The sequence below is a fragment of the Acinetobacter sp. V89_4 genome (assembly GCF_029967875.1).
Lineage (GTDB): Bacteria > Pseudomonadota > Gammaproteobacteria > Pseudomonadales > Moraxellaceae > Acinetobacter > Acinetobacter oleivorans.
In genome coordinates, this window is record NZ_JASCAI010000028.1 from 511,571 (window position 1) to 525,465 (window position 13,895).

General features: G+C 39.4%; 9 protein-coding genes. 5 read left to right on the forward strand and 4 right to left on the reverse strand.

From position 1 onward, the window contains the following. The first annotated feature begins 28 nt into the window (after positions 1 to 28). The 3 genes from QLG01_RS14020 to entS are packed head-to-tail and all read left to right on the forward strand — an operon-like array spanning position 29 to position 8,655. Positions 29 to 244 carry an MbtH family protein gene (locus QLG01_RS14020; protein ID WP_005305165.1) on the forward strand — a complete coding sequence of 72 codons (216 nt, stop codon included), beginning with the start codon at positions 29 to 31 and terminating at the stop codon, positions 242 to 244. A 12-nt stretch (positions 245 to 256) separates the two neighbouring features. Next, entirely contained in the window at positions 257 to 7,408 is a 7,152-nt protein-coding gene (locus tag QLG01_RS14025) for a non-ribosomal peptide synthetase (protein WP_282496752.1), read from the forward strand. Further along, the gene (gene entS / locus QLG01_RS14030) at positions 7,405 to 8,655 is read left to right on the forward strand and encodes an enterobactin transporter EntS (protein WP_282496753.1); all 1,251 of its coding nucleotides are present in this window, start codon (positions 7,405 to 7,407) and stop codon (positions 8,653 to 8,655) included. The genes QLG01_RS14025 and entS overlap by 4 nt, the downstream gene beginning before the upstream one ends. 42 nt (positions 8,656 to 8,697) lie before the next feature. On the opposite strand, the gene QLG01_RS14035 is transcribed toward entS, so the two are convergent. Further along, positions 8,698 to 9,429 (reverse strand): 4'-phosphopantetheinyl transferase superfamily protein, encoded by a 732-nt coding sequence (locus QLG01_RS14035; protein WP_282496754.1) that lies wholly within the window; start codon positions 9,427 to 9,429, stop codon positions 8,698 to 8,700. A 413-nt stretch (positions 9,430 to 9,842) separates the two neighbouring features. Between QLG01_RS14035 and QLG01_RS14040 the strand changes: the two genes are divergently transcribed. Both QLG01_RS14040 and QLG01_RS14045 read left to right on the forward strand, forming a co-directional pair. Continuing rightward, positions 9,843 to 10,139 (forward strand): hypothetical protein, encoded by a 297-nt coding sequence (locus tag QLG01_RS14040; protein ID WP_282496755.1) that lies wholly within the window; start codon positions 9,843 to 9,845, stop codon positions 10,137 to 10,139. After that, positions 10,136 to 11,740, forward strand: a complete 1,605-nt coding sequence (locus QLG01_RS14045; protein WP_282496756.1) for a PepSY-associated TM helix domain-containing protein — start codon at positions 10,136 to 10,138, stop codon at positions 11,738 to 11,740. Before QLG01_RS14040 ends, QLG01_RS14045 begins: the two co-directional genes overlap by 4 nt. Before the next feature lie 46 nt (positions 11,741 to 11,786). On the opposite strand, the gene QLG01_RS14050 is transcribed toward QLG01_RS14045, so the two are convergent. From QLG01_RS14050 to modA, 3 genes are read right to left on the reverse strand one after another with little or no spacing between them, the layout of a single operon-like run. Then, entirely contained in the window at positions 11,787 to 12,407 is a 621-nt protein-coding gene (locus QLG01_RS14050) for an ATP-binding cassette domain-containing protein (protein WP_282496758.1), read from the reverse strand. A gap of 4 nt (positions 12,408 to 12,411) precedes the next feature. Continuing rightward, the gene (gene modB, locus QLG01_RS14055; RefSeq protein ID WP_000971585.1) at positions 12,412 to 13,104 is read right to left on the reverse strand and encodes a molybdate ABC transporter permease subunit; all 693 of its coding nucleotides are present in this window, start codon (positions 13,102 to 13,104) and stop codon (positions 12,412 to 12,414) included. After that, on the reverse strand, positions 13,101 to 13,886 hold the full coding sequence (gene modA / locus QLG01_RS14060; protein ID WP_282496759.1) for a molybdate ABC transporter substrate-binding protein: 786 nt from the start codon (positions 13,884 to 13,886) through the stop codon (positions 13,101 to 13,103). Before modA ends, modB begins: the two co-directional genes overlap by 4 nt. Positions 13,887 to 13,895: the final 9 nt, after the last annotated feature.

Here is a 13,895-nt window from a genome sequence, read left to right on the forward strand (position 1 = left end):
CATTTGTTTCATCAAGGATAACAATATCATGAGCAACTTACAGGAAAATTATATCAATCCTTTCGATAACGAAAGTTTGTCTTTTCAGGTTTTAAAAAATCAACAAGGTGAGTTCAGTTTATGGCCTGCTCAACATCAGGTGCCATCGGGGTGGGATATTCAGCATGGACCAGATACACGAGCTTCATGTATTGCATATGTAGAAAAGCACTGGCTTGCAATTAACCCCTTTCAACAAGCGTAAAGGAGTATTGTCATGAATCAAGCATTAAACAATGAATTTACTCCGGACCTTTCTCAACCAGCTCGTTTTGAATTGGCATCTACTCAGCTCGGTATTTTCCTTGCCGATCATTTAAGTTCAATTGAAGATTTATATACCATTGCGCATTGTTTGGAACTACCAAAAACTGTCGATATCCCAACGTTTAAAAAAGCGATTCAGATCGGCTTAAATGAAGCCGATACGGTCATTGCTACATATTCATCCGACCCGTCTCAACCGTTTATTGAGCTTAATAACCTAGTTCAGTTTCAAATTGAAGAATTTGATTTTTGTCATTTAACGCCTAAAAAAGCTCAGCAACGTTTATGGGACTGGATGCCATCAGATCGTCAATGTGCTAAATCACTTAAAGCTGGTGAATCTCAACTGTTTCGTCAGGTGTTATTTACGACGCATGATAAAGTGTATTGGTATCAACGTTATCACCACATCATGCTGGATGGCTTTAGCATGATTAACCTGACCAAACGTATTGTTGAACTCTATCAACAATTACAAGAAGAAAAAGACCTTTCGATTTCTCCGTTCATTGGCGTTAATGATGTTATTTCGGAACGTCAGGCTTATGAAAATAGCCATCAATTTAAAATAGACCAAGCTTTCTGGAAGGCATATTGTGAAGACTTACCTAGTCCAGTTAGTTTAAGTACTCATCATTTAGCGGCAAAAACTACAGCGACATTTATTAAGCATCAACTCCGTTTTTCGACAGGAATTTTAGAGCAAATTCAGGCTTTAGCTGCACAATCTAAATTAGCCTTGAATGACATGATGATGTCATTGTCATTACATTATATTTACAAAATGACAGATAAAGCCGATTTGGTTAACGGTATTCCATTTATGCGCCGTTTAGGTTCAAAAGCGATTCGCTCAACCTTACCGACGGTAAATGTGTTGCCTGTGAAGTTTAAAGTTGCTGAAAAAGACAGTTGGGTGAGCTTGGCTCAACATGTACAAGAGCAATTACGACAAATTCGTCCACATCAGAAATATGATGCCGAACAAATTTTAAGAGATTTAAATAGTATCGATATTCATGAACGAATGTACGGCCCTATTTTAAACTATAAAGCTTTTGATCAAGACTTGATGTTAGATGGTGAAAAGGTCAAAACACACCATATTTCTACAGGACCAATTGATGATTTTGAGTTTTCTTTTATTGTTCAAGATCATGAACTCATTATTGAACTACGTGCAGATTCGCAGCGTTATACACAAGATGAACTATTTAACCATGGTCAACGCTTAACTTTATTGCTTGAACAAGCTCTAATTCGTCCAGAACAGGCATGTAGCAATTTTAATGTTACGACACCACAAGAGCTTGCTGCCCTAACTCAAAGTGGTATTGGTCCACATGTTAGCCATCCTGAACAATATAATAATGTTCTAGATATTTTTTATGAGCAAATTAAGAAGTATCCCGAACGTACCGCAATTGTGAGTGGTGAACGTCCAAACCTTCAGCATCTTAGTTTTGCTGAGCTTGCAGTACAAGTAAATCAACTCACTCGTTTTTTACAAGAAAATGGGGCCAAAAAGCAAACGGTCATTGCTGGAGCTATTCCTCGTTCGATTGACTCAGTTGTGGTGATGTTATCTATACTCAATTCTGGTGCAAGTTTCTTACCTCTCGATTTAGATTATCCAATCGATCGTATGCAAATGATGTGTGAAGATGCAAATCCATTATTTGTATTAACCACACAAGCACTCGCACAGCAACTACCAGAAAATATTCAGCAGTTATATCTTGATCATGAAGATGTTCAAACACAAATTCGAAAGCAAGATGCGAGTGATATTCCCGCCGAAAATCGCAAATTTGATTTCCAAGATGTTGCTTATGTCATTTTTACCTCAGGTAGTACTGGCCGTCCTAAGGGAGTAATGAACACACATGGTTCTTTACTCAACCTCATTTTGTCACATAAACCAACCATTTACTGGCCTGTATTAGAAGCTGTAAAGGAGCGTTTCCCTGAACGTCCGTTACGTGCAGCGCATACACACTCTTTCTCGTTTGACTCATCTTGGTTGCAAGTTTTTTGGATGTTATGGGGCCAAGAGCTACATATTTTTGATGAAAACATGCGTCGTGATGCATTTGGTTTAGTGCAAGAAATTCAGCAACGACAAATCGATACACTTGATTTACCGCCATCTTTTTGTGCGCAAATGATGACGAATGGTTTATTTGCTGAAAATCAGCATCATCCAAGTCTTATTTTGATTGGTGGTGAAGCTGCACCGTTAGCTTTATGGCAACAGCTCAATGCTCAGCCAGCTCTTTTTGCTCATAATCTGTATGGCCCAACCGAATATACGGTTGATACTTTCCGAGCAGAATTAAAACAGACAGTTCGCCCTGTAATTGGTAACCCTATTGGTAATACACAGGCCTATGTACTAGATCGTCATTTACAACGATGCCCTACAGGCGTGATTGGTGAACTTTATATTTCTGGCTTTGGTATTGCCAATGGTTATTTAGGTCGAGCTGATTTAAGTGCTGCCCGTTTTGTAGCGAATCCATTTGAACATGGACAGCGCATGTACCGTACGGGTGATTTAGTCCGCTGGAATAGTTCGGGTAAACTTGAATTTATGGGGCGCTGTGATGACCAGATTAAAATTCGTGGTTATCGAGTTGAAATTGGTGAAGTTGAAAATGCACTTTCGATTTTAGCCAATGTTGAAAGCGCAGTCGTGATTGCAGAACCGATTAATAACAGTCATCGTTTACTCGGTTATTGTGTGGTCAAAGACATTGAACTTGATGAAAAAACCAGTGAGCAATTAAGTCAACAATATTTAAGTCAGTTACGTCAAAACCTGCCTGAATATATGGTGCCTTCTGCCCTGACTGTTATGTCCGAATTTCCACGAAATGTAAGTGGTAAAGTTGATAAAAAAGCACTACCAAAACCTCAAATTCGTACACATAGCCGAATGGCCGAAACGCCTGAACAACAGCTTTTATGTCAAATTACTGCATCTGTTCTTAAGCTTGACGCAATTGGAATTGATGACGACTTCTTTATGACAGGTGGCGATAGTATTTCGGCCATTATGGTTTGTACTCAATTACGCCAACGTGGTTACGGCTTAAGACCAAGTGATGTATTCCAATTTAAAACAGTCGCGGCTATGGCACCGCAACTCACTCGCTTAGATGAACAACAAGTAGCCGTTTCAAAACCTTTATTTTCAGCAGAGCTAGAACAAAAAGTTCAAGAAAAATATGGAAAAAACAGCACTATTTTACCTTTGCTTCCTTTGCAAAAAGGCATGCTGTTCTTATCTCAAGTAGAAAATCAATCGAACTATAATGCCTTTACTCGTCTTAGTTTAAATGGAGATATTGATCCAGTACGTTTGCAGCAAGCGTTGATTACCGTATTAAAACGTCACCCTCAATTAGGCGGACATTTCGATAGTGAATTAACTGAAGAACCTGTTTTTATCTATTCATTACATCCTACTCAAGCTTGGCCAGTTCAGTTTTCCTCAGTCACTCCCGATCTGCTTGAGCAAACCATTCAAGAAGCATTGCAGCAAACGATTCACTTCGACCAACCCTATGGTTTAATTCGGGCAACCTTAATTCAACATGCTCCAGAACATTCAGAATTATTGATTATGGTGCATCATCTGTTAACAGATGGTTGGTCAACTCCGCTGTTTTTACAAGACTTTATTAAGGCTTATCAGCAAACTAATCAACAATTGCCAGTGCTTGAATATAGTTATGAAACAGTAATTAAAGCTTTATCTGCACGTGACCATGAAACATCAAAAGTAATATGGCAACGTGATTTAGCAGATTTACAGCCACTTATTTTATTTAATCAAGCACAGCAAGCTGTACAGGAAACTTCATATCGTTTAAGTGCTGAGTTGGGCGCGAAACTTCAACACAAATTACGCCAGCAAGGCATCACGCTCAATGTCTTCATGCAAATGATTTGGGCAATGACTTTAAATATTTATGCTCACCGTGAAGATATTGTGTTTGGCACACCTGTTTCTGGACGTTCAGCACCTATCAATGGCTTAGAGCAACAGATTGGATTGTTTTTAAATACGATTCCAGTACGTGTAAAGCTCAACATGCAGCAAACATTTTGGGAGCAATTGACTCAATTACAGCAATTACATGTTGAACATTTAGAACATGATGGTTTGGGTCTGGGCGCAATTCAGCAATTAGTGGGGCAAGGCAATCTTTTCGATAGTTTGTTAGTCGTAGAAAACTACCCTGATAACCAGTATTTACAGCAAAAACTTGGTGATGCTGCGATTTCAAAACTCACAAATCGTGGTTATAGCCATTACCCGCTTGCTTTGCTGGTTATTCCTGATCATCAAATTGAGCTATTACTCGAACAGCGTGGTGTAATTGATCAGCCTGAACACTTCCTTGAGCGAATGGTTCAATTGATTGAAATTGCATTAAATGAACCAGAGACGTCTCTAGCTCACTATCGCTTGCAGCTGGCTGAAGAGCGCGATTTAATCCAGAAAACGAATCAAACCCAATACTATGTTCGCCAGAGCACATTACAGCAATTACTCAGAGAACAAGCTCGAATTACGCCTGAACAAACGGCGTTATCAGATGAAAATCATCAGCTCAGTTTCAGTGAAGTGCGTTTGCAAGTTTGTGCTTTAGCACAGCAATTACAAAGCGCCGGTGTACAGGCTGGAGATATTGTTGCGGTTGCTCTACCAAGATCAATCAAACTGAGTATTGCTATTTTAGCGGTGATTGAAGCAGGTGCAGCTTATTTACCTATTGATTTACAACATCCATCTGAACGCATCAAATTTATGTTGCAGGATGCCAAATCTAAACTTGTGATTGGCGAACAAAAAGATCTAGCTGCTATTGCTTTTCCATCTATAGCCACCTTTGCTTTTAATGAATTGTTTCATGAAACAAAGGTTGATTTAAGCAGCTATAAAACAACAGTCATTACGCCACAGCATCCGGCATATTTAATCTATACATCGGGTACAACAGGCCAGCCAAAAGGTGTTATGGTTTCTCACCAAGCCATTGTGAACCGTATTTTATGGATGCAATCAAAGTATCCACTATCAGCAACCGATACAATTTTACAAAAAACGCCATGTACTTTTGATGTTTCTGTATGGGAGTTTTTCTGGTCATATTTAGTGGGTGCACGATTGGTTATGGCACCTGTAGATGCACACCGTGATCCATTGGCATTATTAAGCCTCATTCAAAAATATCAGGTAACAACATTACATTTTGTACCGTCAATGTTGGCTGTTTTTGAAAATGCTGCTACCGAAATTTTATCTCTTGCTCAGCGTCAAAGTTTGCCAATCCGCCAAGTGTTCTGTAGTGGTGAGGCGTTACCAACGGCTTTAGCAAAATCATTTACCGAGCACTTTAGCTGTGAGCTACATAACTTATATGGCCCAACGGAAGCTGCGGTAGATGTGAGTTATATGGATGCAACACTGGGATTACACCCAGAAGAAAGTAGCGTTGCAATTGGATATCCAGTCTGGAATACCCAGCTTTATATCTTAGATCAATACTTACGCCCTGTTCCTGTTGGAGTGGACGGTGAGCTTTATTTAGCAGGCCACCAACTCGCCATGGGTTATTTGCATCGAGCAGACTTAACGGCAACTCGTTTTGTGGCAAATCCATTCGCAGCAGGTCAACGCATGTACCGTACTGGTGATATTGCCCGATGGCATGCAGACGGCAGTATTCAATATGTAGGCCGTGCTGATGACCAGTTAAAGATACGTGGACAACGTATTGAACTAGGTGAAATTGAACAGCAATTACGCTTAATTAGTAGTCTTGATGTGGTTGTACACCCTATTTCTTCTGAACAAAATAAAGCTGATGTTCAATTGGTCGCTTACTTACAAACAACAGCACCTGTGGACATTGAGCAATTAAAGAAACAATTGGCGAAACAGCTTCCTGTATATATGGTGCCGACACACTATATGTTGGTCGAGCAATTCCCATTAAGTCATAATGGTAAGCTGGACCGTAAAGCACTGCCGCAACCACAACTTAACTCTTCAAATACAGAAAAACAGTACGCCACCACTGCTTTTGAACATGAACTGACACGTATTTTCCAGCAAATTTTAAATACAGATCAGAATATTGGTGTTAACGAAGATTTCTTTGCCATTGGTGGGCATTCCATTTTGGTGATGAAGCTTGCAATTGAAATCCGAAAAGTATTTAAACGGACCATTCCAATTGGCCAGTTAATGAGTCATGTCACGATTCAACGTTTAGCAGCTTTATTGCTTACACAAGAACGTTTAGCAGAAGTTGAACAAACTGGTATGCAACCTATTTTACCAATCCGTTCTGGCTCAGGGCATCCATTGTTCTGTTTCTTCCCTGGTTCTGGTTCGGCATGGCAATATACGGTTCTGAATCGTTATCTGCATTCTGATTTACCCATTATTGGATTGCAGTCACCTCGACCAGATGGCCTATTGGCAAATAGTACTGATATGGACGAACTGGTTGAAAAACAACTTGAGATTATGCGTAAGCAACAACCAACCGGACCTTATACTTTATTAGGTTATTCACTTGGCGGCACTGTGGCTTATGCAGTTGCAGCGAAGTTAACTGAACAAGGTGAAAAAGTTGATTATCTCGGCTTATTAGACACTTACCCTGCTGAAATTCATCAGTGGTTAGATTTATCCGTAGAGGAAATGAATGCTGAAGCTGAACAAGAACAGCTTCAATTCTTCAATAATATTTTAGCCGATGCAGATACGGCTTTAAGTGAAGAAACCCGCCGTTTACAAGAGGATATTTTCGCAAACTATCGCGATGCGGTACGTTTATTAAAACCTTATAAGATGCCGCACTTTGATGGTGAACTACACTTAGTTGTCGCTGAAAAAGACTTGCTACCGTATATCCAACCAGAACAACAATGGTCACCTTTAGTTAAAAAACTTAATATTGTTCGACTAAGCGAAGCGGACCATACCGATATATTGTCTCCGCAGCAGCTTGAAACACTGGGTCCAATTTTAAACCGCATGATTTGTCAGGCGCGCGCTTTAGAGGAGCACACGCCATGAGTTTCAAATCTATATTGACCGATTTTAGTCTTTTAAAACGTAATGCACATTTCCGACATGTATTTATTGCCCGCACATTGTCATTATTAACAATTGGCATGTTGGTCGTGGCTATTCCAAAACAAGTCTATGACATTACGGGTAACTCGCTTAACGTTGCTGTCGCAATGGCTTTTGAAGGCATTGCTATGTTTATTGGCTTGTTACTTGGTGGTTTGCTGTCAGATCGCAAAGATCGGAAATGGCTGATTTTATTGGCACGTGGTGTGTGTGGCTTAGGCTTTGCTGGCCTCGCCATCAATGCCATGTTTGAGCACCCTTCGCTCTATGCGATTTATTTTTTATCGGCATGGGATGGTTTCTTTGGTGCACTGGGTGTAACGGCAATGATGGCGATCATGCCTGTGATTGTAGGGCGCGAAAATATTGTACAAGCCCGTGCCATTAGTATGGTATCCGTACGGCTTGCAACCGTTATTTCACCAGCAATCGGCGGTATTTTAATTGCTGCTAGTGGTGTTGCAACCGTATATTGGGTCTCAACGGTGGGTACTTTACTCACTGTGTTTTTATTGATGGGGCTACCTGCGCTTAAACCGCAACATGCATCAAATGGTGAGAGTCCTCTTCGCCAATTAGTTCAAGGGTTTAAGTTTGTTTTTAAAAATAAAGTGGTCGGTAGCACCATTTTAATTGGAACGCTGCTCAGTTTTAGCAGCGCTATTCGTATTATTTTTCCGCAAATGGCAGATGAAATTTTTCACGGCGGCGCATTTGAACTCGGACTTATGTATTCGGCCGTGCCTTTAGGCTCAACTTTAGGTGCATTATTGAGTGGATGGACAACAAAGTTACTCAAACCCGGCTTAGTCATGCTCTATACGTGCTTAGGTGTTTTTAGTTGCATGATTATGATTGGACTTTCACCGTGGCTCATCGTGACTTTACCAATTTTATGTGTGTTTGGATATTTGATGTCGATTGCCAACTTGCTTCAATACAGCATTGTGCAAGGACATACACCTGACGAATATCTAGGGCGTATTAATGCAATCTGGCTCGCACAAGATGCGTTAGGCGACTCGATTGCAACCACAACTTTGGGTCTCTTAACTCGTTTTTTACCAATCTCAGGAAGTATCCTCTTCTTTGGCATATTAAGCTTTGCAGTAGGATTTATGTTCTTATTCAACTCTCAAGATATACGTGAAACAGGATTCCAAGATCCCAAATTACAAGAAAATTAAACTCTAAATAAAAAAGAAGGCAATTATTTGCCTTCTTTTGTTTTAAGCAGAATGACGTGCCTGAAAAACCCAAGTCATAATATCGTCTTGTTCTATGGTCCAGCCACCTTGATATTGTTCTAAGAGTTGATAGCGCTGCTGAATTTCTGGCAGAAAAGTTAGCGTTAATGTTTGATTTTCAAAATTAATATCAACGATAGATGCTTCTAAGAAATCGATATATTGCTTTGCAGTAGGATAAACCGCTTTATAAAGGCTTTCCTTTACAGAGAAAATTAAACTTACATAGTGGGCAAAATCAAAAAACTCGCAGGCTTTAGTTTTCCATAAATCAAACTCAGATGGTGTTAAAACAAGATGTGCACTCTCTTGAGCAAATTCAGAGGTCACCCAGTGCTCAATATCAATTCCCAAACAAACCGCATTGTTAGATAACGCAACAATTAACTTATTTTGTGAATGACTAATACTCCCCAAAACATGATTTGGCCAGATGGGCAAAGGTTCGTGCATAGAGGTTATTGGCTGATCTAAACCAAAATGATGATTTAAAACAGCTTGAGCTAAGACCCTGCCACATAAGTACTCATTTTTACGTTCGACACGCGCTTGAGCAATTTTTAGGGGATGCTCTAATCTTTGGTCTATATGCAAATGCTTTGTTTGCGATAAATCCAGCCCATAACAAAATAGCTCTGATGCAAGAAAAATAGGACTCGAAATTTCATAAATTGATTTACTGATTTGTTCAGGAATATATAGATAATGACTCACTGGATTCGACTTCAAAATAAATATTTTTAATGACTTATCTCCTATCTTAACTTACTTACTGTAAATTCATAAATAATTATACTTATCATTTGATAATAATTATTATTTACTTATACTATTGGGTAAATTTTGACTTTAATTTACTTATAAACATCGATTATGAAACTTATAGGACTTTTTTTGACCCTGTTGGGAGCCGTCAGTATCTATTGTAGTCATAGCAACCAAAATCTGTTGTCTCAACATCTTCCTACTTTCTTTAAGTATTTGGGTCTAGTGCTATTAGGCATTGGATTTATTACGCTCTTTGCAAGCTTACCGAAAGTGGTTGCCGCTTTTTGCTGGTTCATGCTCATCATTTTTGCGTGGTCCTTCCTCCCTTTTATGGCGCTTTTTAAACGGAAACTGGTTTCATGAAAGCTAAAATTCAGTCTCCGATCCAGCCAGACTGGTGGAGTAAAACTTTTGCAGGTGGTGTTTTAGGTCTAAGTTTTTCTATCGCGATTGGTAATTTAATTGTTTTATTAGGCCAGCCTTATGTTGCCATGGATTTATTGGTGCAAGTTGGTATGTGGAGTGTTCCTTGGGTTTGGATGCCTATTATGTTTGGCAGTTATTTTTTTACGACTGGACGAAAAGCGCTTATCTATTTATCCATTGCTAATGCCCTAGCGTATAGCTGTATTTTTGTATTACGGGGTTCAACATGAAAGTACGTTCAGACATCATGAAATTAGCAAAAAGCATGCATACTTGGGTGGGTGTATGTGCTGGGATTTTGCTTTTTATCTGTTTCTTTGCTGGTGGGCTCAGCATGTTTCAGCACCATATTAGTAAGTGGGCTACGCCAACACAGCAAGTTTTACCGAAAGTCTCACCCGATCAATATAATGAGCTTATTCAAAAAGTACAGACTGCCTATCCTGCTGTGCAAAAGAACTTCACACTCAATTTATCGTCCAATGAATTTCACTATGCACCCATTACTTGGAGTGAACATGAACGTGGAGATGGCTTTAATGCGGCTCAGTCTACGTGGATGGCAAGCTTAGATGATAAAGGTCAGTTAATTGTTGCTCAAGAAAACTTATCTAAAGCTGGCTGGCTAATCGAACAGTTACATGAAACAGCAGGCATACCAGGCATGTCAGGTCATCACGGATTAGGTCTCTATGTGATGGGCGTGGTTTCAATTTTATATTTTCTTGCCTTGCTTTCAGGAGTCATTATTCTTTTACCAACCTTGGTAAAGGACTACTTTGTCATTCGGCCTGGTAAAAATAAAAAGCGCTTTTGGTTAGATGCGCATAATGTAATTGGAATTACCAGTTTACCGTTTCACATCATTATTAGTATTAGCGTTATTGTCTTTGCTTTTCATGACTTTTTTTATGATGCGATTGGACAACTTGCACTCAAAGGCCAGCCTGTTTTTCAGCGTTCCCCCCCAGCTCTTATTCAGCCTAAACAAACACAGATTGATGTGCAGCAAATACTAGCTCAAGCTAAAAAAGTAGCACCTGAATATTCAGTTGACTACATCCAGTTCAGTGGCCTAGATAAACCTGAAAAAGCCAATGCACGTATTGCTCTCTATAGCTCAGATCAGATGTTGCGTGGTGCAAATCATGACTTTATGCGTATGAATCCATATGCAGTTGAGCACTTTAATCATAAAGGCATTAACACACAGACTGATGCTGGGAATAAGTTAATCAACGCCATGTTTAGTCTACATTTTGGAAGTTTTGGTGGTACGGGCGTACGTTGGATTTATTTTGTGTTAGGTGTCGGTGGCGCTTTCTTATTTTATACAGGTAACATCCTTTGGGTTGAAACTCGAGCACGTAAGCAAAAGCGTGCTGAAGATCCTGTTCCTGTTCAACGTAAAGATGTAGTGTTCCTTGCGAACTTAACGATAGGTGCATGTTTAGGGTGTGTTTTAGCTGTCGTAGGTACAATGTTGGCCAGTCGTTGGCTTTTCGCAGCGCTTAACATTGAAAGCATGAATAACCTCTTTATGTATGGTTATTATGCGATTTTCCTACTGAGTTTGATTTATACCTTTGTGATTGGCTATGCAAAAGCTCTCCCACAACTCCTGTTAACCTTGGTTTTGGTGTTATTTGCAATTCCGCTTACATCCCTTTTAGCCTACTTTATTCCTCAAAGTGGCTTATGGGTACATGGTGGAGAAATCTTAGTAGTTGATTTCTTAGCTATCATTTTTGCTTTCGCTTTCTGGCGTTTTTATCAACAAGCCCAAGATCGCCTAAAATCGGCTCCAGCTGGCAGTTTATGGGCTAGCTAACAACCATGAACAAACTAGACTGAAATAATGTGCGAAATATGAAAAATTATAAAATCCACATTGTTTCGGTCAGTTGTTTAATTTCTTGAATATCATGACTCACATAAATCATCGGAATTTTTATTTCCTCTTTTACCTTCTGAAAAAAAGGAATAATTTCAGCTTTATGATTCGCATCTAGTGCTGATAATGGCTCATCAAGTAGTAACAGCTTAGGTGAATATAACAATGCTCGACCAAGTGCTACGCGTTGTTTTTCACCACCTGAGAGTTTGATGGGCATACGTTCTAATAAATGCCTTAACTTTAATAATTCAATAATATAATCTGCTTCAAAGTGACGTTCTTGTTGGGACAAGTGCTTAAGACCAAATAATAAGTTTTGCTTTACCGTTTTATGCGGAAAAAGCTGAGCATCTTGAAAAACCAATCCAACATGCCGCTTTTGAGTACTTAAGTTAATGTTTTGATCTGAATCAAACCATGTTTGATTCTGTATTTTAATGAGTCCACTATGCGGAGTGTTCAGCCCTGCAATGGCATGTAAAATTGATGTTTTACCTGACCCAGAGGCACCAAATAGCCCAATAACAGAAGCATCTGACTGGAAACTAGGCTCAATATGAAATTGACCCATCTGTAGCTGAAAACGGCAATCAATCAACATAACCTTACCGTCCTAAACGCTTCTTTTGATAACGATGAAACCACTGTGCAAACCATAAGGCTAAAAAAGCCACACTTAATGATAAAACAATAAGCCTTTGAATAGCTGCTTCTGTATCGGGCTGTTGCATTAAGCTATACATAGCCAAAGGCAAAGTACGCGTTTCATTTGAAATATTACCCACAAAGGTAATGGTCGCACCAAACTCACCTAAACTACGGCAAAAACATAAAATAGCACCAATTAAAATACCACTGCTGGCAAGTGGCAACGTGACATGAAAAAAGGCACCTAAAGATGAGGCACCTAATGTCTTGGCTGCCATTTCTAAACGCTGATCGACCAGTTCAATTGCTAATCGAATAGATTGAACCAATAGCGGGAAACCCATCACTGCCGAGGCAAGAACGGCGCCTTTCCAGTTAAATGCAAAATCAATTCCGAGCGGTGCCAAATATTGCCCAATAATGCCGCGACTCCCAAAAACTTGTAATAACAAATAACCTGGAACAACTGGCGGTAACACCAAAGGTAAGAACACCAATGTTTCAATGAATGACTTCCCCCAGAACTCTTTACGTGCCAAAAACCATCCCACACAAATTGCAGGAATAATGCTGACCACAAGACAACTTGCCGCTACCTTACAAGAAAGTTGTAGCACGCTGAGTTCTTCTGGGGTTAAAGAGAACATCATGGTTTTGCTGGAGCCAATACGCTAAAGCCATATTTTTTAAAAACAGCTTTGGCTTGGTTGCTTTGTAAAAATTGATATAACTTTGTTGAGTTTGGATTCTTTTTAACTATCCCTACAGGGTAAGTAATTGGCGAATGGGTATTTTCTGGAAATACACCAACTACTGTTACATCTTTACTAATCGCTGCATCAGTTGCATAGACAATGCCAACCTGACATTCACCTCGCGCAACAAAGTTTAATGCCGCTCTAACATCTTCTGTTTCAACTAACTTTGGCTCAATACGGCTCCACCAACCTAAATTATTAAAAGCTTGTTTAGCATATTTGCCGACAGGCACACTTTTGGTATCCCCTGTACAAATCTTGCCTGTAAATACTTTATTGGGATCGGTCGTTTTATCTAGTTTTATATTTAGTAACTGCCCTTTAGGGGTAATTAGAACCAGACGGTTGCCTAATAGATTTATACGGTCATTTGTTGCAACTAATTTTTTATTTTGCAGATAATCCATCCACTGGGTATCTGCTGAAATAAATACATCAGCTGGCGCCCCAGCTTCAATTTGTTTGGCTAATGTCGATGAGCCTGCATATGAAGTTTTAACTTCTACTTTATTTTGTTTTTCATAAATTTTTTCTAAATCGTTAATCGCATTGGTTAAGCTCGCTGCTGCATAAACGGTAACCGATTCAGCTTTGGCTGCAACATTAAAGACCAATCCTATGCTGAGGACTGAACAGACTAAAACCAACTTTTTTATCTTCGTATCACTTACCATTATATTTTA